Raw genomic sequence first — 25,092 nt, forward strand, 5'->3', positions numbered from 1 at the left:
ATTTGAGGCGCAGTCTAGGCAGCCGTCATTGAACGGTAAAGACGCATTTTTCGATAAACTGATCGGCCATGAAGATCAATTGGTCAGCCCGCGAGGTCGATGTCTTTCTGGCGCTGGCCGATTCGCTGAGCTTTCGGCGCACGGCGCTGCAGATGCACCTGTCGCAGTCGGCCGTCTCGGGCACGCTGGCGCGGCTGGAAGAGATGCTGGGCGCGCGCCTGTTCGAGCGCACCACGCGCGCCGTGGAACTGACACAGGCCGGCGAGGTCTTCGCCGAGCAGGCGCGCATCCTGCGCCACCAGATGGACGAGACCGTGCGCCGCGTGCAGGAGGTGGCCCAGGTGCAGGTGGGCCGGCTGGCGCTGGCGGCCCTGCCTTCGCTGGCCGCGGGCCTGCTGCCCCGCGTGCTGGCGCGCTTCGCGGCCGAGCATCCGGGCGTGCATCTGGAGCTGTTCGACAGCCTGGCCGGGCCGGCCTTCGACATGGTGCGCGCAGGCCGCGTGGACTTTGCGCTCACGGCGGCCAACCCCGCCTATGCCGACCTGGACTACCTGCCCCTGGCCTCCGACCGCTTCGTGCTGCTGCTGGGCCGCGGCCATGCGCTGGCGCGCGGGCGCGGCGATCTGGGCTGGGCCGACGTGGCCCATCTGCCCCACATCTCCATGCCGGCCGGCACCAGCGTGCGCCAGTACGCCGACGAGGCCCTGCTGACCCACGGCATACGCTTTGCGCCCCAGTACGCCGTGGAGCACCTGGCCACCATCGCGGCCATGGTGGCCGCCGATCTGGGCGTGAGCGCGCTGCCGCTGCTGGCCGCGCAGGTGGTGCAGCGGCCGGAAGTGGTGGCGCGCCCGCTGGCACGGCCGGTGCTGCGCCGCCCCATCGGCCTGGTGCGCCTGAGCGGCCGCCGCCTGTCGCCGGCTGCCGCGCGCATGGTGGAGATGCTGCGCGAGGAAATGGCGGCCCTGCCGGGCTGAAGGGGGCGCTGGCAGCCGTTGTGCATGGCCCGGCAGGATATGGGGTGGTGCCCGGGCCTGCAAGCCTGGACAATAGGGGCCGTACCCGTCATCCCGGTGAGAACACCCCATGAGCATTCCTTCCCGCGTCAAACTCGTCGATGTAGGCCCCCGCGACGGCCTGCAGAATGAAAAACAGCCCGTGCCCGCCGCCGTCAAGATCGAGCTGGTGCACCGCCTGCAGGAAGCCGGCCTCAAGGAAATCGAGGTCACCAGCTACGTCAGCCCCAAATGGGTGCCGCAGATGGCCGACAACGCCGAAGTCATGGCCGGCATCGTCCGCCGCCCCGGCGTGCGCTACAGCGTGCTCACGCCCAACATGAAGGGCCTGGAGGCCGCGCTGTCGGCGCCGCGTGAACTGTGGCCCGACGAGATCGTGGTCTTCGGCGCAGCCAGCGAGGCCTTCAGCCAGAAGAACATCAACTGCTCCATTGCCGAAAGCATCGAGCGCTTCGCCCCCGTGGCCGAAGCCGCACGCGCCCAGGGCATCTACGTGCGCGGCGCCATGAGCTGCACCGTGGGCTGCCCCTACGAAGGCGAGATCGCCCCCGAGCGCGTGGCCTACCTGGCCGGTCTCATGAAGGGCATCGGTGTGCAGCATGTGGGCGTGGCCGACACCATCGGCGTGGGCACGCCCGTCAAGGTGCGCAAGGCCATCGAGGCCACGCTGCAGCACTTCGCCATCGACGATGTGTCGGGCCACTTCCACGACACCTACGGCCAGGCCGTGTCCAACACGCTGGCCGCGCTGTCGCTGGGCGTGTGGCAGTTCGACACATCGGTGGCGGGCCTGGGCGGCTGCCCCTACGCCAAGGGCGCCACGGGCAATGTGGCCACGGAGGACGTGGTCTACATGCTGCAGGGCATGGGCATAGAGACCGGCATCGACCTGGACAAGCTGATTGACGCCGGCCAGTTCATCAGCGACCACCTGGGCCGCCCCACGCAATCGCGCGTGGCCAAGGCACTGCTCACCAAGCGCGCCAGCGCGGCTGCATGCGAGGCGGTGTGAGCATGTGCGGATCTGAACTCCACCATCTTCCCGAAGGCGTGCAGCGCGTGGCTGCCTTCCTGCAGCAGGCCGGCCACGGCGACGGACCGCGCATGCTGGACGGCGCCGCGCGCACGGCCCAGGAGGCGGCCGACCAGCTGGGCATCCTCGTGGGCCAGGTGGCCAAGAGCATCATCTTCCGCCGCCGCAGCGACGGCGTGGCCGTGCTGGTCGTGGCATCGGGCGACCGCCGCGTGGATGAGAAGAAGGTCGCCGCCCTGGTCGGCCCCGTGGGCCGTGCCGACGCCGACTTCGTCAAGGCGCAGACGGGCTTTTCCATCGGCGGCGTCAGCCCCGTGGCCCATGCCAACACGCCCGTGACCCTGGTGGACCGGGAGCTGCAGCGTTTCGACACGGTCTGGGCGGCAGCAGGCCATCCGCATGCGGTGTTCGCGGCCACGCCGGCCGCGCTGCAACTGCTGGCCGGTGCGCCCTGGGCCGACGTGGTGCAGGAGGTGGCGGCATGATGGGCCCCAAGGAAATGCTGGCCCAGAAGGCCCGCGCCGCATACGCTCCGCGTGCCGAAGAGGAACCCGTGCTCTCGCCCTGCATCTCGGTCTGCCGCATGACGCCCGACCGCAGCCATTGCGAAGGGTGCTTTCGCACCATCGACGAGATCCGCGCCTGGTCCAAGTCCGATGCGCCGCAGCGCCTGGCGATCTGGAACGCGCTGCTGGAGCGCGCAGGCATCGCGGCCACCGCACCCTAGATCCCCATCACGACGCACCCGCCATGAAGCAGATCACCTTCCATCTCGACTTCATCTCGCCCTATGCCTGGCTGGCGTTCGCGCAACTGCCGCAGGCGCTGCAGGGCATCAGCCACCACATGCAGTACCGCCCCGTGCTGCTGGGCGCGCTGCTGCAGCGCCACGCCAACCCGGGACCGGCCGGCATCGCGGGCAAGCGCGAATGGACCTACCGCCATGTGAGCTGGCTGGGCCATGCCACGGGCGTGGGGCTGGACATGCCGGCCAGCCACCCGTTCAACCCGCTGCCGCTGCTGCGCCTGGCGCTGGAGTGCAGCGATGACGGCTCCATCAACCGCTTTGTGGCGGACGCCGTGCTGCGCCATGTCTGGCTGGGCGGCGCCGACGCGCTGGACCCCGCGCGGCTCGACGCACTGCGCGCCACGCTGGCGCCGCAGCTGCGCACGGATGCGGCGGACAACGCCAAGCGCCTGCTGCGCGAGAACACCGAGGCCGCCGCCGCCCGGGGCCTGTTCGGCGTGCCGGCCTGGGAGGTCGACGGCCGCCTCTTCTGGGGCCTGGACAGCCTGCCCATGCTGCGCGCCTACCTGGAAGGCGACAGCTGGTTCGACAGCGGCTGGGACGCGGCTGCAAGCGTGGAGCAAGGCCTGAAGGTTTGAATGGCGGGGCTGGAACAACGGCCCCGCCCCATGCCCAACGCCTTCAACTTCGCCGCCTCGCCCTTCGACTGCCTCACGCCCGACGAACAGGCGCTGGTGCGCGATGGCGTGGACATCGCCTACTTCCCCGAGGGCGCAGTGGTGCTGGACGCCGGCTCGGCGCCCACCCACCTGTTCGTCATCATCAAGGGCCATGTGGTGCAGACCGAGGGCGACGAGGTGCTGGCCAGCTACGGCCCCGACGACAGCTTCGACGGCCGCGCCCTGGTGGCCGGCCGCACGGGCAGCCGCTTCACCGTGGCCGAGGAACTCATCGCCTACCAGCTTGCGCGCGAAACCGTGGGCGAGCTGATCGCGCGCAACACGGCCTTTGGCGCCCTGCTGTTCTCCGACCTGGGCCACAAGCTGGGCACATTGGCCCAGCGCGCCGACCGGCACGAATTGCAGTCGCTGACGCTGGCGCGCGTGGACCAGGCCTATCTGCGTGCCGCCCATGTGGTGGATGCGGCCACCGACATCGTCTCCGTGGTGCGCCTGTTCCATGCAGAGCGCACAACCTGCGTGCTGGTCTCGGGACTGCCGCAGGGCGGCCTGGGCATCTTCACGGGCACCACGCTGCAGCGCGCCATCCTTGACGGCCGCCCGCTGGACCGGCTGGCCGTGGGCGAGTTCGCCAGCCAGCCCGTGTTCACCGTGCGCGCCGACGACCAGCTGGGCGATGCCCTGGTCGTGCTGCTGCGTGCGCGCGTGCACCGGCTGGCCGTGCTGGATGCACAGGGCCAGGTGCTGGGCATCCTGGAGGCGCTGGACCTGTTCAGCTTCCTGGCCAACCACTCCCACCTGATCACCGTGCAGATCGAGCAGGCCGCCGACCTGCAGGCGCTGGAGCAGGCGGCCGCCCAGATCACGCGCCTGGTGGCCGCCCTGCACCGGGGCGGCACGCGGGTGGCCCTGATGGCGCGGCTGGTGCAGCAGCTCAATGCCCGCCTGTTCGAGCGTGCCTGGCAGATGCTGGCGCCGCCGGACCTGGTGGCCCACAGCTGCCTCTTCGTCATGGGCAGCGAGGGGCGCGGCGAGCAGTTGCTCAAGACCGACCAGGACAACGGCCTGCTGCTGCGCGACGGCTATGCGCCGCCCCAGGACCTCGATGCCATCTGCGCGCGCTTTTCCGCGCAGCTGCAGCGCTTCGGCTACCCCGAATGCCCGGGCGGCATCATGCTCAGCAACCCGCAGTGGCGCGGCACGGTGGCCAGCTTCGGCAGGCAGGTGCGCGAATGGCTGATCCTGCCCGGCCCCGAGGGCCTCATGCACCTGGCGATCTTCCTGGACGCCCATGCGGTGGCGGGCGATGCTGCGCTGCTGGCCACGGTGCGGCGCGACCTGATGGCGCTGGCCCTGGACAGCGATGCCCAGGTGGCGCGCTTCGCCTCGGCCGTCGACGCCTTCGCGCACGAGCCGGGCAGCTGGTGGGAGCGGCTGCTGGGCCGCGGCGGCGAGGGCGCGCCCGTGCACCTGAAGAAGGCCGGCATCTTCCCCATCGTCCATGGCGTGCGCAGCCTGGCGCTGTCCCAGCGCATCGCCGCCACCGGCACGGCCGAGCGCATCGCGGCCCTTGTGGACAAGGGCGTGCTCGACGGCGCCCAGGGGCAGGAGCTGCTCCAGGGCCTGCATTTCCTCATGGGCCTGCGCCTGCAGGCGGGACTGGCCGAGATCGACCTGGGCCGCCCCGTTACCGGCCATGTGGACCCGGCTCGCCTGAGCAGCCTGGAGCGCGACCTGCTCAAGGACACGCTGGCCGTGGTGCGGCGCTTCCGCGAACTGCTGCGCCAGCGCCTGCGGCTGGACGCGGTATGAGCGCGGCACCCCTGTCGAAATTGGTGGCGGGCCTGCGGCGCAACTGGCAGCGGCGCAGGCTGGCGGACCCCGCCTATGCCTTTCTCTTCGACGCGCCGCCGCCGGGCGAATGGGTGGCGCTGGACTGCGAGACCACGGGCCTGGATGTGCGCTGCGACGAGATCATCTCCATCGGCGCCGTGCGCATCGTGGGCGAGCGCATCCTGTCCAGCGAACGCCTGGAACTGCTGGTGCGCCCCTCGCGCAGCGTGCCCGGCGACAGCGTGCGCATCCACCGCCTGCGCGAGCGGGACCTGGCCCGGGGCCTGGCCATCGAGGACGCGCTGGCGCAGCTGCTGCGCTTCATCGGCAGCCGCCCGCTGGTCGGCTACTACCTGGAATTCGACGTGGCCATGATCGAGCGCGTGCTGCGCCCGTGGCTGGGCACGGGCCTGCCCAACGAGCGCATCGAGGTCTCGGCCCTGTACTACGACCACCGCTTCCGGCAGCTGCTGCCCTGGCAGCAGCAGGCGCCCGAAATCGACCTGCGCTTTGCCACGCTGATGGCCGACCTGGGCCTGCCGCAGCGCGAGGCCCACGACGCGCTCAACGACGCCGTGATGGCGGCGCTGGCCTTCATCAAGCTGCGCAGGCTGGCCGGCGCGACGTAGGGCGCCCGGAAAGGCGTTCGCTCAGGCGGCGGAGACCGCAGGGTTCAGGCTGTACAGGCCGGTGATGCTGGCCTTGCCCAGCACCTGGCCGGCTTGCAGCGCCGCGCGCACATTGGCGCCGGTCAGCTCGCCGGAGACGGCCAGCGTGGGCGTGGCCAGCGCATAGACGGTGAAGACGTAGTGGTGGACGATGCTGTCGTTCCACGGAGGGCAGGGGCCGTCGTAGCCGAAGTAGTCGCCCTTCATCTGCTCGTCGCCCGCGAACCAGCCCGTGTAGTCGTTGATGCCGTGGCGCAGGCCGCCGGGGGCTGCCGGGCCGCTCTTGCCGCGCGGCGTGACGCCGTCGGACTGGGCGCCTGCCGCGATCTCGGTGGTGGCTGCCGGAATGTCCAGCAGCAGCCAGTGGAAGAAGTCCACGCGCGGCAGGCTGGCCGGCACTTCGCGGCCTTCCTGGTTCACATCGTCGCCGCGGCTGGGCACGTCGGGATCATGGCAGACCACGACAAAGGACTGCGTGCCTGCGGGCGCGCCGCTCCAGGCCAGGTGCGGGTTGCGGTTGGACGACAGCGCCACGTGCGAGGCCGCATCGGGCACCGCGAACGCGAATTCGCCGGGAATCGCCTGGCCGTCCTGGAAGCTTTGGCTGATGAGTTGCATGTCGGATCTGTCCTGTGCGTTGAAGAGGGAAGCGGTGCTGCACAGGCGAAGCTGCGCAGACCCCGCAAGTCTAGAGGCCTGGACGGCGCCGGCCATCGCAGATCCGATCGCGCGCCTTCTCCAGCCGATCAATCTGAGGGCGGCTGCTGCCACGCCAACGAAAAAGCCGGGCGCTGGGCCCGGCTTTTCATGGTGGGTGCCTGAGAGGCTCGGTGGCTCAGTGGCCCGAAGCTCCCGAGGCGCCAAGGCCTGTTTCCGAGCGCACCTGCTGCGCGGGGAAGATGGCGCGTTCCTTGGCGGCCTGGGCGCTCTTGTCGAGCACCGAGAACAGCCACACGCCCACGAAGCCGATGGTCATGGAGAACAGCGCGGGCGAGGCGTAGGGGAACCAGGCCGAGCCTGCGGGGTTGCCCAGCGTGGCCTCCCACACCGGGGGCGAGACCACGGTCAGGCCCACGGAGGAGATCAGGCCCATGAAGCCGCCGATCACCGCGCCCTTGGTGGTGCAGTCCTTCCACAGCACCGACAGCAGCAGCGGGGGGAAGTTGGCCGAGGCCGCGACCGCGAAGGCCAGCGACACCATGAAGGCGATGTTCTGCTTCTCGAACACGATGCCCAGCAGCACGGCGATGGCGCCCAGCGTCAGCGTGGTGATGCGCGAGACGCGCAGCTCGGCGGCGCTGTCGGCCTTGCCCTTCTTGATCACGGTGGCGTACAGGTCATGCGACACGGCCGAGGCGCCCGACAGCGTCAGGCCCGCGACCACGGCCAGGATGGTGGCGAAGGCCACGGCCGAGATGAAGCCGTAGAACACGTCGCCGCCCACGCTCTTGGCCACCAGCACGGCCGCCATGTTGGCCGTGCCCGCGCCGCCGTGGATCACGCCCTTGACCGTATCGGCCATCTCGGGATTGGTCAGCACCAGGGTGATGGCGCCGAAGCCGATGATGAAGATCAGCACGTAGAAGTAGCCGATCCAGGTCGTGGCCCAGAACACGCTCTTGCGTGCTTCCTTGGCATCGGGCACGGTGAAGAAGCGCATCAGGATGTGGGGCAGGCCCAGCGTGCCGAACATCAGCGCCATGCCGAAGCTGATGGCCGAGATCGGGTCCTTGATGAAGCCGCCCGGGCCCATGATGGCCAGGCCCGCCTTGGCGGCGGCCGAGGGGTCGGCGCCGTTGTTGGCAGCGATCTCGGAGCGCACGCGCACGCCTTCGGCGAACAGCGCCTCGGGGCTGAATCCGTACTTGGCCAGCACCATGAAGCCCATGAAGGTCACGCCGGCCAGCAGCATGCAGGCCTTGATGATCTGCACCCAGGTCGTGGCCGTCATGCCGCCGAACAGCACGTAGATCATCATCAGGCCGCCCACCAGCACCACGGCGATCCAGTAGTCCAGGCCGAACAGCAGCTTGATCAGCTGGCCCGCGCCCACCATCTGCGCGATCAGGTAGAAGGCCACCACCACCAGCGTGCCGCTGGCCGCGAAGGCGCGGAACGGCGTCTGGGAGAAGCGGTAGCCTGCCACGTCGGCGAAGGTGAACTTGCCCAGGTTGCGCAGGCGCTCGGCCAGCAGGAAGGTCAGGATGGGCCAGCCCACCAGGAAGCCGATGGAGTAGATCAGGCCGTCATAGCCGCTGGCCATGACCGAGGCCGAGATGCCCAGGAAGGAGGCGGCCGACATGTAGTCGCCCGCAATCGCCAGGCCGTTCTGAAAGCCCGTGATGCCGCCACCGGCCGTATAGAAGTCGGCGGCCGACTTGGTGCGGCCTGCAGCCCACTTGGTGATCCACAGCGTGGCCACGACGAAGGCCGTGAAGAGAATGATGGCGGTCCAGTTGGTGGCCTGCTTGGCGGCTACGCCGACATCTCCGCCGGCGGCCAGCACGGGCCCCGTCAGGGCCAGCGCCACGGCGGGCGCCAGCAGCATGCGTTGTGCGGAATTCTTCATTTCGTGGCGTCCTTCAGGATGTCCTGGGTGAGCTTGTCGTACTCGCCATTGGCGCGGCGCACGTAGAGGCCGGTGATGATCACCGAGAAGACGATCACGCCCATGGCGATCGGGATGCCCAGCGAGGTCACGCCCGCGCCAATGGGCTGGGCCAGAAAGGATTTGTCGAAGGCAATCAGCGCGATATAGCCGTAATAAACGACCAGCATCAGCAGCGTCAGAAAAAGGCCCAGGCGATTGCGTCTGGATCGCAACTCCTGGTATTTGGGATGGCGCTGTATTTTGTCTACCACCGGATCGGTCATGGTTTGTCTCCTGAAGTTGGAATCGCGGCGGCAGCCCCATGGATCTGCAGCCTTGCGGTGCATTCTGGAAACCGCTTCTGACCGAGTGCTTACGCAGTGCAGCATGGTTTGGCAGGGTTTTTACGGTGCTTTTCACATGGAAAAAGACGGCATCAGGGTTGCTGCTGAGTTAGTAAGAAATCGTTCAGTTCGCCGTCAATTTCTGTAAGAGGTGAGTCAGATTCGCGTCAGCAGGCAGGCGGATAGTGAATCGGCGGGCCTATGGCAAGCCCGCTAAATATTCAATAAATCAAGGAGACAGACATGGCTATCAACGCATCGCAAGGCGCGGGGGTCAAGGCGACCCCGCGGCCCATGACTCCGGAAGAACGCAAGGTGATATTTGCCTCGTCGCTAGGCACGGTTTTCGAGTGGTACGACTTCTATCTCTACGGATCGCTGGCGGCCATCATCGCCAAGCAATTCTTCAGCGGGCTCGATGCGGGATCGGCCTTCATCTTCGCGCTGCTGGCCTTCGCGGCCGGCTTCATCGTGCGGCCCTTCGGCGCACTGGTGTTCGGGCGGCTGGGCGACATGATCGGGCGCAAGTACACCTTCCTCGTGACCATCCTGATCATGGGCCTGTCGACCTTCATCGTCGGCATCCTGCCCACCTACGCCAGCATCGGCGTGGCGGCGCCGGTGATCCTCATCGGCCTGCGCATGCTGCAGGGCCTGGCCCTGGGCGGCGAGTACGGCGGTGCGGCCACCTACGTGGCCGAGCATGCGCCGCACGGCAAGCGCGGCGCCTACACCTCATGGATCCAGACCACCGCAACGCTGGGCCTGTTCCTGTCGCTGCTGGTGATCCTGGGCGTGCGCACCTCCATCGGCGAGCAGGCCTTCGCGGACTGGGGCTGGCGTATTCCCTTCCTGCTGTCCATCGTGCTGCTGGGCATCTCGGTGTGGATCCGCATGACGCTGTCCGAGTCGCCGGCCTTCCAGAAGATGAAGGCCGAGGGCAAGGTCTCCAAGTCCCCGCTGACCGAGTCCTTCGGCCAATGGCGCAACCTCAAGATCGTGATCCTGGCGCTGATCGGCCTGACCGCCGGCCAGGCTGTCGTCTGGTACACGGGCCAGTTCTATGCGCTGTTCTTCCTGACCCAGCAGCTCAAGGTCGATGCGGTGACGGCCAACCTGCTGATCGCGGCGGCGCTGATCATCGGCACGCCGTTCTTCGTGATCTTCGGTTCGCTGTCCGACAAGATAGGCCGCAAGCCCATCATCATGCTGGGCTGCGTGCTGGCCGTGGTGACCTACTTCCCCGTGTTCAAGGCGCTGACCGAAGCGGCCAACCCCGACCTGGCTGCGGCACAGGCCAAGAACAAGGTGGTCATCGTCGCCGATCCCAAGGAATGCTCGTTCCAGTTCAATCCCACGGGCACTTCCAAGTTCACCAGCTCCTGCGACGTGGCCAAGCAGTTGCTGGCCGCAGGCTCGGTCAGCTATGACTCCGAGGACGCAGCGCCCGGCAAGACGGCCTTCATCCGCATCGGCAGCACCGAGATCCCCTCGTTCTCCATCAAGGGCCTGAGCCCCGAGGAAGCCAAGGCCAAGGACGCCGAGTTCAAGAAGACCGTGGCCAAGGTGCTGGCCGAGGACGGCTACCCCACCAAGGCCGACCCCGCGAAGATGAACAAGGTCATGATGGTCGCCATCCTGACCTACCTGGTCATCCTCGTGACCATGGTCTACGGTCCCATCGCCGCCATGCTGGTGGAACTGTTCCCCACGCGCATCCGCTATACCTCGATGAGCCTGCCGTATCACATCGGCAATGGATGGTTCGGCGGCCTGCTGCCCACCATGTCCTTCGCCATCGTGGCCCAGACCGGCAACATGTACAGCGGCCTCTGGTATCCCATCGTCATTGCAGGCGCCACGGCCATCATCGGCACGCTGTTCCTGCGCGAGACCAAGGATGTGGATATTTACGCTAATGATTGATTGAAGGCGCCCCCTGAGGCGCTGATGCGCCTTCCCCCTCTCTACCCGCTTCGCGGGGGAGGGGGACGACACCCTCGGTGCGGGGCGGCCCTTCCTCGGTGTCCCTCGCTTTGGGCAGCGCCGGTTTCATGCGGTATGCGCAGTATCCGGCGGTGTTTTGCGGCTCTGCATTGATGAAAGCCCATGGCGGTTTGCCGTGGGCTTTTTCTTTGGGTGCTTCTAATGGTTTTCCATGTCATGCCTGTGGCAGCAAAGCATCAGATGGCGCATTTTCAGAGGCGGGCATACATTTTTTGACATGCCCGCACCTAGAATCCGCAGCAGCCGCAAATGGCACTGATCTAGAGCCGGAGTCGGCCCTGAGATTTCAAGAATACCCACTCAACAATCCCAAGGAGATGCCGAGATGATCAAGATGAACCGCGTTGCCCTGGCCGTGCTGGCCGTGCTGGGTTCCACCACCGTGATGGCGCAAAGCAGCGTCACGATCTATGGCCGTATCAACACCACGATCGAGCGCCAGAAGATCGGTGACGAAAGCGTCAGCAAGATGGAGAACAACTCCTCGCGTTGGGGCATGCGCGGTGTCGAAGATCTGGGCGGCGGCCTGAAGGCCGGCTTCGTGCTGGAAAGCGGCTTCGCTTCCGACACCGGCATGGGCTCCTCCTCCACCGGCGCGCTGACCTTCGGCCGCCAGAGCGAAGTGAACCTGTCGGGCAACTTCGGTATGCTGCGCCTGGGCAACTTCTTCCCCGGCTCGTACTTCGCCACGGCCGACTACGTGAGCATGCACAACCATGACACGGGTTCGTCCTCCGACGCGCTGTACTTCGATCCCGTCTGGTTCGCCAGCGGCCTGGGCACCGCCAACAAGATCTCCTACACCACGCCCAACTTCGGCGGCCTGACGGTGGAAGGCTCGGTCTCCATGCACGAGAAGGCCACCGCCCTGGCCAAGAAGAAGAACGGCTACGACCTGGCCGCCAACTACAACGTGGGCCCCCTGGCCCTGGGCGCCGGCTACAGCCAGTTCGACGAAGACAAGCAGCTGGCCTTCCGCGCTGCCTACACTCTCGGCCAGTTCGTGCTGGGCGGCTACTACCAGCGCAACGACGAAGAAATCCGCGGCACGCGCAACAACTTCCGTCTGTCGGGCATGTACACCCTGGGCGCTTCCGAGTTCCACGTGAACCTGGGCCACGCCAACAAGTGGAGCAACATTGCCGACTCCGGTGCCAACCAGTGGACCCTGGGCTACAACTACAACCTGAGCAAGCGCACCAAGGTCTACGGCTACTACACCAAGGTGGACAACAAGGCCGGCGCCAACTACATGACCGGTGTGAAGGGCGCGGACTTCTCCTCCTTCGCGCTGGGCGTGCGTCACGCATTCTGATCGCCGCGCGGCGTAAGCCGCGAGCAAAGCAGGTCTGTTCCAATCAGCACCTGCCTGCCATATCAGGCCTCGTACCGAAAGGTGCGGGGCCTTTTTGTCTGGGCCCGTCTTTTCACAGCCTGATCAAGGAAAAAACCATGAGGATCATCGCGGCCGGTTGCCTGGCCTTTGTCGTCGTCTCGCTGCTGGCCGTCACCCAGGTGAAGGGTGTGCCGGGTGAGCAGGCCATGCCTGCCTCCGTGCAGATGGCCAAGTAAGCCCTCGGCAAGAGGCACGAGCCCCGGACTGGTTCCGGGGTTTTTTTATGGTCGCGTGGATGCGTTGAGGGGGTATCTTTTTGTTTAACCTGTATGAAAATACAGGTATTGAGAAACGTCTGATGCCTGACGCATGGACTGCCTAGAATGTTTGGCTCCCACTGACCACAGAACACCCATGACGCACGGTCTGATTCGAATTCGCGGCGCACGCCAGCACAATCTCCAGAACCTGGATCTCGACATCCGTACCGGCGAGCTGACCGTGGTCACGGGGCCCAGCGGCTCGGGCAAGTCCAGCCTGGTGTTCGATACCCTGTATGCCGAAGGCCAGCGCCGCTATGTCGAGACCTTCTCGGCCTATGCGCGCCAGTTCCTGGACCGCATGGACAAGCCGGCCGTGGACCGTGTGGAGGGGGTGCCGCCGGCCATTGCCATCGACCAGACCAATCCCGTCCGCAACTCGCGCTCCACCGTGGGCACGATGACCGAGCTCAACGATCACCTGAAGCTGCTGTTCGCGCGTGCGGCCCAGCTGTTCGACCGCGACACCGCCGTGCCCGTGCGCCACGACACGCCCGACAGCGTGCTGGAGGAGCTGGCCGAGCGTTGCCGGCAGGCCGGGGATCCGCGCATCGCCATCACCTTCCCCGTCGAGCTGCCCGCCAACACCACGGCCGCCGAGGTGGAGCAATGGCTGTCGGCCAGCGGCTTCACCAAGGTCCAGGCCGAGCGCGAGGCCGAGAAGGCCGGCGCCGTGGAGCCTGCCGCGGACGCCAAGGGCAAGAAGGCCAAGGCGGCGGCGCCGCTCAAGGTCAAGATGCTGGATGTGGTGGCCGACCGCTTCCGCCTGGGCAATGTGGAGCGGGCCCGTGTCTACGAGGCCATCGAGGTCGCGCTCAAGCGCGGCAGCGGCCACATGACGGTCTATGTGCTGCCTGAATCCGCCGTGGAAGCTGCAGGTGGCCAGCCCACCGAGCCCCAGCTGTGGAAGTTCTCGCTGGGCCTGCACTGCCCCGAAAGCGGCCTGAGCTACCAGGAGCCGATTCCCTCGCTGTTCTCCTTCAACTCCGCCGTGGGCGCCTGCGAGGCCTGCCGTGGCTTTGGCCGCGTGATCGGCGTGGACTGGGGGCTGGTCATCCCCAACGACAAGCTCACCCTGCGCACGGGCGCCATCAAGCCCGTGCAGACACCGGCCTGGAAGGAGATCCAGGACGACCTGATGCGCCACGCCGAGGCCGAAGGCATCCCGCGCGACACGGCCTGGGCCAAGCTCACCGATGCGCAAAAGAGCTGGGTGCTGGACGGCTCGCCCAACTGGAACGGCAAGTGGACCCAGACCTGGTACGGCATCAAGCGCTTCTTCGAATACCTGGAGAGCAAGGCCTACAAGATGCACATCCGGGTGCTGCTGTCCAAGTACCGCAGCTATACCGAATGCCCCACCTGCGGCGGCGCGCGCCTGAAGACCGAAAGCCTGCTGTGGCGCCTGGGCGGCAAGCAGGCCGCCGATGCCGTGCTGCCGCCCGGCGACGAAGGCCGCTACCGCCGCTTCATGCCGAAGGGCGTGGCATGGAGCCGCGAGCAGCTGGACGCGCTGCCGGGCCTTTGCCTGCACGACCTGATGCAGCTGCCCCTGGTGCGGCTGCGCGACTTCTTCCAGCAGCTGGCGCCGGCAGTCGATGCCCCGCTGCATGACGGCGAGGCCCAGGCGCTCAAGATGCTGCACGCCGAAATCATGGCGCGCGTGCAGTACCTGTGCGACGTGGGCATCGGCTACCTCACGCTGGACCGCCAGAGCCGCACGCTGTCGGGCGGCGAGGTGCAGCGCATCAACCTGACCACGGCCCTGGGCACCTCGCTGGTCAACACCCTGTTCGTGCTCGACGAGCCCAGCATCGGCCTGCACCCGCGCGACATGGAACGCATCACCGAGGCCATGCAGCGCCTGCGCGATGCGGGCAACACCCTGGTCGTGGTCGAGCACGACCCGGCCGTGATGTTCGCCGCTGACCGCATGATCGACATGGGCCCCGGCCCCGGCGCGCGCGGCGGCCAGATCGTGTTCGACGGCACGCCCGAGGACCTGCGCCATGCCGACACGCTGACCGGCGCCTACCTGGGCGGCCGCAAGCAGGTGGGCTTCGGCCTCAAGCGCATGGTGACCGAATCCACGCCGCGCCTCATCCTCGAAGGCGCGCGCGAGCACAACCTGCGCAGCATCGACGTGGACTTTCCGCTGCAGCGCCTGGTCACCATCACCGGCGTCAGCGGCTCGGGCAAGTCCACACTGATCCAGGACGTGCTGGTACCTGCGCTGATGCGCCACTTCGGCAAGCCCACGGATGCGGCCGGCGCCTTCGAGCGCCTGCTGGGCGCCGACCACCTGAGCGACGTGATGTTCGTGGACCAGTCGCCCATCGGCAAGACGGCGCGCTCCAACCCGGCCAGCTACGTGGGCGCCTGGGACTCCATTCGCGAGCTGTTCGCCATTGCGCCGCTGTCGCGCCAGCGCGGCTACACGGCCGCCAAGTTCAGCTTCAACAGCGGCGACGGCCGCTGCCCCACCTGCGGCGGCTCGGGCTTCGAGCATGTGGAGATGCAGTTCCTCTCCGATGTCTACCTGCGCTGCCCCGACTGCAACGGCACGCGCTACCGCCCCGAGATCCTGGAAGTCACGATCGAGCGCCACGCGGCCGGCGAGCTGCAGCCGCGCAAGCTCAACGTGGCCGATGTGCTGGAGCTCACCGTGGCCGAGGCGGCCCTGCTGTTCGCCCAGGACCGCGAGGTCATCCGCGCCCTGCAGCCCATCGTCGATGTGGGCCTTGAATACGTGAAGCTGGGCCAGCCCGTGCCCACGCTTTCGGGCGGCGAGGCCCAGCGCCTCAAGCTCGCGGGCTTTCTGGCCGAGGCGGCCAAGTCCCAGGCCAAGTCGAAGCAGGCGCTGGCCAAGAAGGGCACATTGTTCCTGTTCGACGAGCCCACCACGGGCCTGCACTTCGACGACATCGCCAAGCTCATGCGCGCGCTGCGCAAGCTGCTGGAGGCCGGGCACTCGCTGATCGTCATCGAGCACAACCTCGACGTGATCCGTGCCAGCGACTGGCTGATCGACCTCGGCCCCGAAGGCGGCGACGGCGGCGGCGCCATCGTGGCCCAGGGCACGCCCGAGGAAGTGCGCCAGATTCCCGGCTCGCACACGGCCCAGGCGCTGCGCGAGTACGACCTGGCCATGGGCGTGGGCGGCGAGGCCGTGCGCGAGGTCGCTCCCATGCTCTACAAGAGCCAGCGCAAGGCGCATGCCATGTCGGGCGCCGCGGCCAGGAATGCCATCGAGATCGTCAACGCCAAGGAGCACAACCTCAAGCAGCTGTCGGTGGAGATCCCGCGTGGCAAGTTCAACGTGGTGACGGGTGTCTCGGGCTCGGGCAAGTCCACGCTGGCCTTCGACATCCTGTTCAACGAAGGGCAGCGCCGCTATCTGGAGTCGCTCAACGCCTATGCGCGCTCCATCGTCCAGCCTGCGGGCCGGCCCGAGGTGGACGCGGTCTACGGCATTCCGCCCACCGTGGCCATCGAGCAGCGCCTGTCGCGCGGCGGGCGCAAGTCCACCGTGGGCACGACCACCGAGGTCTGGCACTTCCTGCGCCTGCTGTACGTCAAGCTGGGCACGCAGCACTGCATCCACGACGGCGCCGCCGTGCAGCCGCAGACGGCGGAAAGCATCGCGGCCCAATTGCTCACTCAGTTCAGGGGCCAGACCATCGGCCTGCTGGCGCCGCTGGTGGTCAACCGCAAGGGCGTCTACACCGAGCTGGCCGACTGGGCACGGCCGCGCGGCTACACCCATCTACGCGTGGACGGCGAATTCCTGCCCACCACGGGATTCCCGCGCATCGACCGTTTCAAGGAGCACACCATCGAACTGCCCGTGGCCAGCGTCACCGTCACGGCGGCCAACGAGCGCGAACTGCGCGGCCACCTGGCGCAGGCGCTGGAAACAGGCAAGGGCGTGCTGCATGTGCTGTCCGGCCTGGACACCCTGGCCGATGCCATGGCCGGCGGCCGGAGCACGGCCGGCATCGGCAGCCTGCAGGTGTTCTCCACCCAGCGCGCCTGCCCGGTCTGCGCCACCAGCTATGCCGAGCTGGACCCGCGCCTGTTCTCCTACAACAGCAAGCATGGCTGGTGCCCCGACTGCGTGGGCACGGGCGTCAAGCTCACCAAGGATCAGCGCAAGGTCTATGACGACACCCTGCTGGTCGAGGACAACCGGGGCCGCGAGGTCAAGTTCGAAGGCCAGGAAATCGAAGACCTGGCCGAAGTGACCTGCCCCACCTGCCAGGGCACACGCCTGAACGCCACGGCGCGCGCCGTGCGCTTCCATGGCGTGGGCATTGCCGAGATCGCCCAGCTGTCGGTCAACGACGTGCGGCAATGGGTGCAGGCGCTGGCCCTGTCCGGACGCGAGTCCGATATTGCCCGCGACCTCATCCCCGAGATCCAGAGCCGCCTCGAATTCCTCGAGGAAGTGGGCCTGGGCTACCTGACGCTGGACCGTGGCGCGCCCACGCTGTCGGGCGGCGAGGCCCAGCGCATCCGCCTGGCCGCGCAACTGGGCAGCAACCTGCAGGGCGTGTGCTATGTGCTGGACGAACCTACCATCGGCCTGCATGCGCGCGACAACCAGATCCTGCTCAACGCCCTGCACAAGCTGGGCGACAAGGGCAACACCCTGGTCGTGGTCGAGCATGACGAGGACACCATCCGCCGCGCCGACCACATCATCGACATCGGCCCCAGCGCCGGCATACGCGGCGGCCGCCTCGTGGCCCAGGGCACGGCGGCCGACATCATGGCGGCCGAGGACTCCATCACGGGCCGCTACCTGCTGCATGCCATGCGCCACCCGTTCCAGCCGCGCCGCTGGGTGGGCGAAGGCCAGCCGCCGCAGGCGGCCGCCGAGCTTGCCGCCGTGGCCGAACCGGTGCCGGAACCCGCGCCTGTCAAGGTATCCAAATCCAAAAAGAAGGCCGCGCCTGTCGTTGTCGAAGCCGAGCCCGCCTCCGACGCACTGGGCTGGCTGACCGTGCGCGGCGCCCACTTGCACAACCTGCAGAACGTGGATGCGCGCGTGCCGCTCAAGCGCCTGGTGGCCGTCACGGGCGTCAGCGGTTCGGGCAAGTCCACGCTGGCGCGCGACGTGATGCTGGCCAATGTGGCCGCCTGGGTGGGCCAGCGCGCCACCAAGGCCGGGCGCGATGCCATGGACGCGGGCAAGGCGCCGCCGCTGTCCGGCTGCAAGGGCCTGCAGGGCTTCGAGGGCATTGACCGCGTGCTCGAGGTCGACCAGACCCCCATCGGCAAGACCCCGCGCAGCTGCCCGGCCACCTACATCGGCTTCTGGGACACCATCCGCAAGCTCTACGCCGAAACGCTGGAGGCCAAGGCCCGCGGCTATGCGGCCGGCCGCTTCTCGTTCAACACCGGCGAAGGCCGCTGCCCGGCCTGCGAGGGCCAGGGCATGCGCACCATCGAGATGAGCTTCCTGCCCGACGTGAAGGTGCCCTGCGAGGTCTGCCATGGCGCGCGCTTCAACCCCGAGACCCTGGCCGTCTCCTGGCGCGGCAAGAGCATTGGCGACGTGCTGCAGATGGAGGTGGACGAGGCCGTCGAGTTCTTCGCCAGCATGCCCAGCATCGCCCACCCGCTGCAGCTGCTCAAGGACGTGGGCCTGGGCTATCTCACGCTGGGCCAGCCCTCGCCCACGCTGTCGGGCGGCGAGGCCCAGCGCATCAAGCTCGTCACCGAGCTGACCAAGGTGCGCGACGATGTGACCCGGCGCGGCAACAAGGCGCCGCACACGCTCTATGTGCTGGACGAACCCACGGTGGGCCTGCACATGGCCGATGTGGACAAGCTCATCCGCGTGCTGCACCGCCTGGTGGATGCGGGCCACAGCGTGGTCGTCATCGAGCATGACCTGGACGTGATCGCCGAGGCCGACTGGATCATCGACCTCGGCCCCGAAGGCGGAAAGGACGGCGGCCGCATCATCGCGGCCGGCACGCCCGAGGATCTGGTGGCTGCGGGCACGCACACGGGCAAGGCGCTCAAGCCCGTGCTGGCCCGTTGAGCCTCAGGCGCAGGCCACGCCTGCGCTGCGTGCGGAGCCTGCGGACAGGCGGCTGCTCCAGAAGACCAGCACCAGGCCCACGGCCGTCAGCGCGGCGGCGGCCCAGCCCAGGTTGACCAGGCCCAGGCCACCGGCCAGGGCCAGGCCGCCAACCCAGGCACCCAGGGCATTGCCCAGGTTGAAGGCCGCAATGTTCAGGCTGGAGACCAGGTTGGCGCCCTGGGGGCCGGCCTGGTCCAGCACGCGCATCTGCATGGGGGCCACCGTGGCGAAGGCCACGACGCCCAGCACGATCACATAGGCCATGGCCACGGCCTGGTTCCCGAAGGCCCAGCGGCCTGCCGCCAGCACCACCATCAGCGCCGCAATGCTCCACACCAGGGCGCGCATCACGCCCCGGTCTGCCAGCTTGCCGCCCAGCAGATTGCCTGCGGCCAGGCCCGCGCCGAACAGCAGCAGGGTCAGTGCAACCAGGCTGTCGCCCATGCGGGTCACCTGGGTCAGCAGCGGCTCCACATAGGTGTAGAGCGCAAACACGCCCGCAAAGCCGAAGGCCGTGATGCCCAGGCCCAGCCAGACCTGGCCGTTGGCCAGCACGGCAAGCTCCTGCGCCAGCGGCGTGACCTCGGGGCGGCCCTGGTCGCGCGGCACGAAGGCGGCCAGGATGGCAAAGGCCAGCACGCCGATCGCGGCCACGGCCAGGAAAGCGCTGCGCCAGCCGAACATCTGGCCGATCCAGGCGCCGGCAGGCACGCCCAGCAGGGTCGCCAGTGTCAGGCCCGAGAACATCAGCGCGATCGCCGACGCCTTCTTGTCCACCGGCACCAGTCCCGTGGCCACCACGGCGCCCACGCCGAAGAAGGTGCCGTGGGTCAGCGAGGTCAGCACGCGCGCCGACATCAGCCATTCATAGCTGGGTGCGAACGCGGCGGCCAGGTTGCCGGCAATGAAGATCAGCATCAGCGCCAGCAGCAGGCGCTTGCGCGGCCATTGGCGCGTCAGCAGCGTGAGCACGGGCGCGCCCACGGCCACGCCGATGGCGTAGCCCGAAATCAGCGAGCCCGCCGTGGGAATGCTGATGTGAAGATCCTGGCTGACCTGTGTCAGCAGGCCCATGATGATGAATTCCGTGGTGCCGATGCCAAAGGCACCGGCCGCCAGGGCGAGTAGGGAAAGAGGCATGGACGGATTCCTTGTGATCCTTGGTGTGATGTCCAGTAATGTCGCACCGCAACATACCTTTGTGTAGATGGAATAATGGAAACGGATCTGTTCCTGTGTGGAATAGATGACCTCTTTTCAGGAGACGCCATGCCCGCACTTGCCCCACCCACGGCCACCGATACAGGCAACGCCGATGCCAACCGCTTTGCCGAGCTGGAAATGCTGATACTGGTGGCTGAGCGCGGCAGCCTCTCGGCCGCTGCACGCCACCTGGGCATCTCGCCCTCGGCCGTCAGCAAGAGCATGTCGCGGCTGGAGGCGCGCCTGGGCGTGCAACTGCTCCAGCGCAGCACGCGGCGCCTGCACCTCACGCCCGAAGGCTGCCAGCTGTTCGAGCGCGGCAAGCGTGTGCTGGCCGACCTGGAGGAACTGGAGGCCTGCGTGGCCGTGCGCAGCGAACCACGCGGCCTGGTGCGCATCAACACCAGCTCATCGACCGGAAAAATGCTGCTCGTGCCCCTGGTGCCGCAATTGCTGCAGCGCCATCCCGGGCTGAGCCTGGAACTGAGCTTTACGGACCAGATCGTGGACCTGGTCGAGGCCGGCACGGACATCGCCGTGCGCTGGGGTCAGCTTCCGCCCTCGGACATGGTCGCGCGGCTGCTGGGCCACACGCGGCAGGTCATCCTGGCCTCACCGGAGTACCTGGCCCGCATGGGCAGGCCCCTGCATCCAGACGAACTGGGCCACCATGTGCGCTTGGGCTGGAGCTACCAGCGCGCCATACCGCACTGGCCATTTCTGGTGGACGGCCAGCGCGTAGCCGTCGATATCGGGGAAGTGGTGCGCGTCAACGATGGCGATGTGATGCGCGAGCTGGCGCTGCACGGCACGGGCCTGGCCCGCCTGTCGCTTTACCACGCCTGGGCCGACGTGCTCGCCGGCCGGCTGGTGCCCGTGCTGGAGGAATTCAACACGGGCGACCTGGAGCCCATCCACGCCGTCTACCTGGGCAAGCCCGACCGCCTGCCCCCGCGCACGCGCGCCGTGCTCGACTTCCTGCAGCAGCATGTGGACCTGCGGCATGCGGAGCAGCTGCCGGCACTGCCCTGATGGGGAGCTGGCAGCGGGGGGCGTCACTCCTGCTCGGCGGGCAGAGGGGCGGCGTTGAAGGACAGGTTCTCGATGATGTCGTGCAGCACGGTGGGCGTCGGGTCCACGGGCGCATCGGCCGCGTAGACGATGCCGGTGCCCACACCCTGTGGGTCGAGCAGGCGCTTGACCACCAGCACCTGTTCAGGCCGGGTTCCATTGGTGCGGGAATTGCCTTCGCCCTCGTTCACGCTGTAGACGAAGTAGTAGGAACGCAGCAACTGGCCGGAGCTGGTGATCTTCACGCACAGCACGCCGCCCGCCAGATTGCCCCGGACCTGGTGTTCGCAGCCAAACAGCCGGTCCGTCGTTTCCATCAGGCCATTGCCGTTTGCGGTGGCAGGCGTTTGCAGCTGCATATTCACGACGTCGGAGAAAACGCCTTCGCCACCGAACGAAGTCAGCGCCCAGATGCCCCGCAGGCTGGATGCCACGGCGGGATAACCGAAGTTGAAACGTGAAATCGCCACTTCAGGCTCGCCGGGCAGCGTGATGAATCCCGAAACGCCGCTGGTGAAGCGCATGCTGACCTGGCCCATATTGCGGTCTTCGGAGCCCGACAGCGGGCCGCTGCCCAGATAGCGGCCGCCCTTGTAGCGCATCAGCGGCGCTGAAAAACGGTTGTTGGTCAAGGCGCCCGACGTCATGTAGAAGCTCGGCTGCCCGCTGGGCTCGTAGGCATACATCTGCATGACCAGGGTGCCGTTCTGCGCATCAAGGGCGAGTCCGCGACCCGGCTTGCCGTTGAGTTCGGAAGTCACGACCCAGGTGCCATTGCTGGGCATGAATGCGTGCGCCAGGCCGCAGCCCAGCAAGATGGCTGCTGCCAATGCTTTCTTGAACATGGTCCCTCTCTGTCTGAATAAGAAAATGCATGGGCATTCTAGCCATCGTCTTTACAAAGAGAAACAGTACGATGGTTTTGAGTGGTTTTTTGCTGGAATCCCTGAAATGGGTTCGTACGCCGGAAATGTGTTTTCCGGCGTGCGTATTCAACTTTCTTGAAAGCGCCCGGATTCCATCCATTCACAGGCCTGCCCTGGCATTGCCCACGGGCCGAAAGGCGCGGGCACCCTGTCCATCCCTCCCAATCGCCCAGGCACACCAGGCCGAGACCGCTCCCGCAAACATCACATACAGGCACACCAGCCACGGGCTGCCACCGGCCGTCTTGACCAGCGCCGTCGCAATGATGGGCGTGATGCCGGACGCGAAAATGCCCGAGAACTGGTAGACGAAGGAAATGCCGGTGTAGCGCACCTTGGCGTCGAACAGGTCGCAGAAGAGGGCGGCTTCGGGACCGTAGACCGCCGCGTAGAGAATGCCGAAGGGCACGACGATGGCGATCCATATCAGCAGCACATTGCCGCCGCTGTGGGCCATGAGCCAGAAGGCCGGGAAGGCAGAGACCGCGGTGATCAGCGATCCCCACAGATACACGCGGCTGCGGCCCAGGCGGTCGGACAGGCGGCCGAACAGCGGAATCGTGAAGCACATCACCACGGCGGCGACCATCACGCCGATCAATGCGTCGGTGCGGCTGATCTGCAGGGTGGAGGTCAGGTAGCTGATCGAGAACACGCCGAAGACGTTGAAGAAAACGCCGTCGATATAGCGTGCGCCCATGCCCTTGAGCACATTGCCGGGGTAGCGCCGCATCATGTCCATGAAGGGAATCGCGGTCTCGGCATTGCGTGCCTTGACGGCTGCGAATTCGGGCGTCTCCTTCACATGCAGGCGGATGTACATGCCCACGGCCACCATGAGTCCCGAGATCAGGAACGCGACGCGCCAGCCCCAGGCCATGAATTGCTCTTCCGTACACAGCCAGGACAGCAGGGCCACCACGCCCGAGGCCATGAACAGGCCGATGGCCAGGCCCACCTGGGGCAGGGAGGCGTAGAAGCCCCGCTTTTCCTTGGGCGCGTATTCGTAGGCCATGAGCACGGCACCGCCCCATTCGCCGCCCAGGCCTATGCCCTGGGCCACGCGCAACAGCAGCAGTAGGATGGGGGCGGCCACGCCGATCTGCGCATGCGTGGGCAGCAGGCCGATCAGGAAGGTGGACACGCCCATGATCATCAGCGTGACCACCAGGATGCTCTTGCGCCCCACGCGGTCGCCGAAGTGCCCGAAGATCACCCCGCCCAGCGGCCGCGTGACGAAGCCCACGGCAAAGGTGGTGTAGGCCAGCAGCGTGGAGATCAGCGGATCATCGCTGGGAAAGTACAGCTTGCTGAACACGATGCCGGCGACCACGCCGTACAGGAAGAAGTCATACCACTCGATGGTTGCGCCGATGAGCGCGGAGGTCACCACCTTGCGGATGACCCTGGGATCGGTTGCCGTCGTCATGCTGTCTCCTGGTTGTCTGTCGCATTGCCGGGATGCAGGAACGGGCAGTCATGCGACCTTGAGCTGCCCTGTCTCTCCGTGCCTGTCTTCGCGAACCATGTCGGCGGCCTTCTCGGCCATCATCACCACGGGCGCGTTGGTGTTGCCCGAGACCAGGGTGGGCATGACCGAGCAATCGACCACGCGCAGACCGGCCATGCCGTGCACGCGCAGGCGCGCATCGACCACGGCCAGGGCGTCGCTGCCCATGCGGCAGGTGCCGCTGGGGTGGAAGATGGTGGCGCCGTGGTTGCGGCAGAACTCCAGCAGCTCCGCATCGCTGTGCGCATCGGGGCCGGGCTTGACCTCGCGCTTCACGAAGGGGCGCATGGCCGGCGTGTCGGCAATGGCGCGTGCCGCGCGCACGGCCGCCACGTTGGTGCGGCGGTCCAGGTCGGTGGCCAGGTAGTTGGGCTGGATGGAGGGCGGCTCGAAGGCATCGCGCGAGCGGATGCGCAACTGCCCGCGTGACTCGGGCCGCAGCTGGCAGACCGACATGGTGAAGCCCGAGTACGGATGGACCTGCCCCCCTGCCATGTCGGCCGACAGCGTGGAGACGTGGAACTGGATGTCGGGCGTGGCGGCCACGGGCCGGCCCTGCTCGTCCCTGAGCGCACGCATGAAGCAGCCGCCCTGGTTGATGCCCACGGCCAGCGCGCCCGAGCGGAACAGCAGCCATTCCAGCCCCAGCTTTGTCCTGCCCACCCAGGAATTGAGCTGGTCATTGGTGGTGATGGGCTGGCTGCATTCGTAGCCCAGGCGGATCTGAAGATGGTCCTGCAGGTTCTCGCCCACGCCCGGCAGATCGTGCACCACGGGAATCCCCAGGGACTGCGACAGCGCGGCCGGGCCTATGCCCGACAGTTGCAGCAGCTGCGGCGACTGGATGGCGCCTGCCGACAGAATCACCTCGGCCCGCGCCTGGGCCTGGCGCTCCTGCCCGCCTTGCCGGTAGCGGATGCCGGTGGCGCGCCGGCCGCGCAGCACCAGCTGCGTGGCCATGGCATCGGTCTCTATGCGCAGATTGGGGCGGCGCCGAGCCTCGCCCAGATAGGCCTTGGCCGTGCTGCAGCGCAGGCCCTTGTGGGTGGTGAGCTGGTAGTAGCCTGCGCCCTCCTGGTCGCGGCCGTTGAAGTCCTCGGTGCGGGGCACGCCGACCTGGCCTGCACCGGCAATGAAGGCCTCGATCAGCGGATGCTGTGCGCCGATGTCCGAGACCTTGAGCGGCCCGTCCGCGCCATGGCCCGGGAAGGCGCCGCGCGCATTGCCTTCGGACTTCACAAAGTAGGGCAGCACCTCCTCATACGACCAGCCCGCATTGCCCAGCGCCGCCCAGTGGTCGTAGTCCTCGCGCTGGCCGCGCACGTAGATCAGGCCGTTGATGGAGCTGCTGCCGCCCAGCGTGCGGCCGCGCGGCCAGTAGATGCGCCGGCCGTTCATGTTGGGGTCCGGGTCGGTCTCGAACTTCCAGTTGTAGACGGGGCTCCACATGGTCTTGCCGTAGCCGATGGGCAGGTGGATCCAGGGCGAGCGGTCCGGCGGGCCGGCCTCCAGCAGCAGCACCCGCGTGGCCGGGTCCTCGGACAGGCGCGCGGCCAGCACGCAGCCGGCAGAGCCTGCTCCCACGATCACGTAGTCATAGCTGTCGATGGGGTCCGGCATGCGGTGGCTCCTTTTGAGTTTCTTTTTAAGGAACTATCTGTTCCTTTGAGTGAAACTTATTCGTTGCCGCCGTGGACTGCAACCCCGCGCAAA

Annotated in this window: 18 protein-coding genes; 11 read left to right on the forward strand and 7 right to left on the reverse strand. The window is 67.3% G+C overall.

The features are described from left to right. The first annotated feature begins 68 nt into the window (after positions 1 to 68). The 7 genes from IB269_RS21255 to IB269_RS21285 all read left to right on the forward strand — a co-directional run bounded on the left by IB269_RS21255 (position 69) and on the right by IB269_RS21285 (position 5,939). Positions 69 to 977, forward strand: coding sequence for a LysR family transcriptional regulator (locus tag IB269_RS21255; RefSeq protein WP_012207762.1), 909 nt, complete (start codon positions 69 to 71; stop codon positions 975 to 977). A gap of 109 nt (positions 978 to 1,086) precedes the next feature. Continuing rightward, the gene (locus IB269_RS21260) at positions 1,087 to 2,028 is read left to right on the forward strand and encodes a hydroxymethylglutaryl-CoA lyase (RefSeq protein ID WP_043820259.1); all 942 of its coding nucleotides are present in this window, start codon (positions 1,087 to 1,089) and stop codon (positions 2,026 to 2,028) included. A gap of 2 nt (positions 2,029 to 2,030) precedes the next feature. After that, on the forward strand, positions 2,031 to 2,534 hold the full coding sequence (locus IB269_RS21265) for a YbaK/EbsC family protein (RefSeq protein ID WP_013800403.1): 504 nt from the start codon (positions 2,031 to 2,033) through the stop codon (positions 2,532 to 2,534). Continuing rightward, entirely contained in the window at positions 2,534 to 2,776 is a 243-nt protein-coding gene (locus IB269_RS21270) for a DUF1289 domain-containing protein (protein WP_049801477.1), read from the forward strand. The genes IB269_RS21265 and IB269_RS21270 overlap by 1 nt, the downstream gene beginning before the upstream one ends. 23 nt (positions 2,777 to 2,799) lie before the next feature. Further along, positions 2,800 to 3,435, forward strand: coding sequence for a DsbA family protein (locus IB269_RS21275; protein ID WP_192368229.1), 636 nt, complete (start codon positions 2,800 to 2,802; stop codon positions 3,433 to 3,435). Beyond that, positions 3,436 to 5,289 (forward strand): DUF294 nucleotidyltransferase-like domain-containing protein, encoded by a 1,854-nt coding sequence (locus tag IB269_RS21280; protein WP_065346953.1) that lies wholly within the window; start codon positions 3,436 to 3,438, stop codon positions 5,287 to 5,289. Continuing rightward, the gene (locus IB269_RS21285) at positions 5,286 to 5,939 is read left to right on the forward strand and encodes a 3'-5' exonuclease (RefSeq protein ID WP_192368230.1); all 654 of its coding nucleotides are present in this window, start codon (positions 5,286 to 5,288) and stop codon (positions 5,937 to 5,939) included. Before IB269_RS21280 ends, IB269_RS21285 begins: the two co-directional genes overlap by 4 nt. A 21-nt stretch (positions 5,940 to 5,960) precedes the next feature. Here IB269_RS21285 and IB269_RS21290 read toward each other — a convergent pair whose 3' ends face one another. The 3 genes from IB269_RS21290 to IB269_RS21300 form a co-directional block, all read right to left on the reverse strand. After that, on the reverse strand, positions 5,961 to 6,596 hold the full coding sequence (locus IB269_RS21290) for a YbhB/YbcL family Raf kinase inhibitor-like protein (protein ID WP_012207755.1): 636 nt from the start codon (positions 6,594 to 6,596) through the stop codon (positions 5,961 to 5,963). 217 nt (positions 6,597 to 6,813) lie between these two features. Then, positions 6,814 to 8,547, reverse strand: a complete 1,734-nt coding sequence (locus IB269_RS21295; RefSeq protein ID WP_012207754.1) for a cation acetate symporter — start codon at positions 8,545 to 8,547, stop codon at positions 6,814 to 6,816. Further along, positions 8,544 to 8,852, reverse strand: coding sequence for a DUF485 domain-containing protein (locus IB269_RS21300; RefSeq protein WP_013800408.1), 309 nt, complete (start codon positions 8,850 to 8,852; stop codon positions 8,544 to 8,546). Before IB269_RS21300 ends, IB269_RS21295 begins: the two co-directional genes overlap by 4 nt. Positions 8,853 to 9,155: 303 nt before the next feature. On the opposite strand from IB269_RS21300, the gene IB269_RS21305 reads away from it, so the two are divergent. The 3 genes from IB269_RS21305 to uvrA all read left to right on the forward strand — a co-directional run bounded on the left by IB269_RS21305 (position 9,156) and on the right by uvrA (position 18,627). Continuing rightward, positions 9,156 to 10,838: an MFS transporter gene (locus IB269_RS21305; RefSeq protein ID WP_013800409.1), complete on the forward strand. Its 1,683-nt coding sequence runs from the start codon at positions 9,156 to 9,158 to the stop codon at positions 10,836 to 10,838. 406 nt (positions 10,839 to 11,244) lie between these two features. Continuing rightward, positions 11,245 to 12,234: a porin gene (locus IB269_RS21310; RefSeq protein ID WP_071956976.1), complete on the forward strand. Its 990-nt coding sequence runs from the start codon at positions 11,245 to 11,247 to the stop codon at positions 12,232 to 12,234. Positions 12,235 to 12,669: 435 nt separating this feature from the next. Continuing rightward, positions 12,670 to 18,627, forward strand: a complete 5,958-nt coding sequence (gene uvrA, locus IB269_RS21315) for an excinuclease ABC subunit UvrA (RefSeq protein ID WP_192368231.1) — start codon at positions 12,670 to 12,672, stop codon at positions 18,625 to 18,627. Between the two features lie 3 nt (positions 18,628 to 18,630). Here uvrA and IB269_RS21320 read toward each other — a convergent pair whose 3' ends face one another. After that, complete coding sequence (locus tag IB269_RS21320; RefSeq protein WP_063328538.1) at positions 18,631 to 19,809, reverse strand: MFS transporter; 1,179 nt, start codon at positions 19,807 to 19,809, stop codon at positions 18,631 to 18,633. A 129-nt stretch (positions 19,810 to 19,938) separates the two neighbouring features. On the opposite strand from IB269_RS21320, the gene IB269_RS21325 reads away from it, so the two are divergent. Continuing rightward, complete coding sequence (locus IB269_RS21325) at positions 19,939 to 20,904, forward strand: LysR family transcriptional regulator (protein ID WP_192368232.1); 966 nt, start codon at positions 19,939 to 19,941, stop codon at positions 20,902 to 20,904. A 23-nt stretch (positions 20,905 to 20,927) separates the two neighbouring features. On the opposite strand, the gene IB269_RS21330 is transcribed toward IB269_RS21325, so the two are convergent. From IB269_RS21330 to IB269_RS21340, 3 genes are all read right to left on the reverse strand, one after another. Then, the gene (locus IB269_RS21330) at positions 20,928 to 21,788 is read right to left on the reverse strand and encodes a hypothetical protein (protein ID WP_192368233.1); all 861 of its coding nucleotides are present in this window, start codon (positions 21,786 to 21,788) and stop codon (positions 20,928 to 20,930) included. A gap of 181 nt (positions 21,789 to 21,969) precedes the next feature. Beyond that, on the reverse strand, positions 21,970 to 23,298 hold the full coding sequence (locus IB269_RS21335; RefSeq protein WP_192368234.1) for an MFS transporter: 1,329 nt from the start codon (positions 23,296 to 23,298) through the stop codon (positions 21,970 to 21,972). Positions 23,299 to 23,346: 48 nt separating this feature from the next. Next, entirely contained in the window at positions 23,347 to 24,999 is a 1,653-nt protein-coding gene (locus IB269_RS21340) for a GMC family oxidoreductase (protein WP_192368235.1), read from the reverse strand. Positions 25,000 to 25,092 lie beyond the last annotated feature (93 nt).

Origin of the sequence: Delftia sp. DLF01, assembly GCF_014852125.1 — a bacterium.
Lineage (GTDB): Bacteria > Pseudomonadota > Gammaproteobacteria > Burkholderiales > Burkholderiaceae_C > Comamonas > Comamonas acidovorans.

Bases quoted from the DNA above. Each gene is read 5' to 3' on its own strand.
- uvrA (WP_192368231.1), top strand. From the start codon at position 12,670: ATGACGCACGGTCTGATTCGAATTCGCGGCGCACGCCAGCACAATCTC.
- IB269_RS21325 (WP_192368232.1), top strand. From the start codon at position 19,939: ATGCCCGCACTTGCCCCACCCACGGCCACCGATACAGGCAACGCCGAT.
- IB269_RS21265 (WP_013800403.1), top strand. From the start codon at position 2,031: ATGTGCGGATCTGAACTCCACCATCTTCCCGAAGGCGTGCAGCGCGTG.
- IB269_RS21310 (WP_071956976.1), top strand. From the start codon at position 11,245: ATGATCAAGATGAACCGCGTTGCCCTGGCCGTGCTGGCCGTGCTGGGT.
- IB269_RS21255 (WP_012207762.1), top strand. From the start codon at position 69: ATGAAGATCAATTGGTCAGCCCGCGAGGTCGATGTCTTTCTGGCGCTG.
- IB269_RS21335 (WP_192368234.1), bottom strand. From the start codon at position 23,298: ATGACGACGGCAACCGATCCCAGGGTCATCCGCAAGGTGGTGACCTCC.
- IB269_RS21260 (WP_043820259.1), top strand. From the start codon at position 1,087: ATGAGCATTCCTTCCCGCGTCAAACTCGTCGATGTAGGCCCCCGCGAC.
- IB269_RS21340 (WP_192368235.1), bottom strand. From the start codon at position 24,999: ATGCCGGACCCCATCGACAGCTATGACTACGTGATCGTGGGAGCAGGC.
- IB269_RS21285 (WP_192368230.1), top strand. From the start codon at position 5,286: ATGAGCGCGGCACCCCTGTCGAAATTGGTGGCGGGCCTGCGGCGCAAC.
- IB269_RS21305 (WP_013800409.1), top strand. From the start codon at position 9,156: ATGGCTATCAACGCATCGCAAGGCGCGGGGGTCAAGGCGACCCCGCGG.
- IB269_RS21330 (WP_192368233.1), bottom strand. From the start codon at position 21,788: ATGTTCAAGAAAGCATTGGCAGCAGCCATCTTGCTGGGCTGCGGCCTG.
- IB269_RS21270 (WP_049801477.1), top strand. From the start codon at position 2,534: ATGGGCCCCAAGGAAATGCTGGCCCAGAAGGCCCGCGCCGCATACGCT.
- IB269_RS21275 (WP_192368229.1), top strand. From the start codon at position 2,800: ATGAAGCAGATCACCTTCCATCTCGACTTCATCTCGCCCTATGCCTGG.
- IB269_RS21320 (WP_063328538.1), bottom strand. From the start codon at position 19,809: ATGCCTCTTTCCCTACTCGCCCTGGCGGCCGGTGCCTTTGGCATCGGC.
- IB269_RS21295 (WP_012207754.1), bottom strand. From the start codon at position 8,547: ATGAAGAATTCCGCACAACGCATGCTGCTGGCGCCCGCCGTGGCGCTG.
- IB269_RS21290 (WP_012207755.1), bottom strand. From the start codon at position 6,596: ATGCAACTCATCAGCCAAAGCTTCCAGGACGGCCAGGCGATTCCCGGC.
- IB269_RS21300 (WP_013800408.1), bottom strand. From the start codon at position 8,852: ATGACCGATCCGGTGGTAGACAAAATACAGCGCCATCCCAAATACCAG.
- IB269_RS21280 (WP_065346953.1), top strand. From the start codon at position 3,436: ATGGCGGGGCTGGAACAACGGCCCCGCCCCATGCCCAACGCCTTCAAC.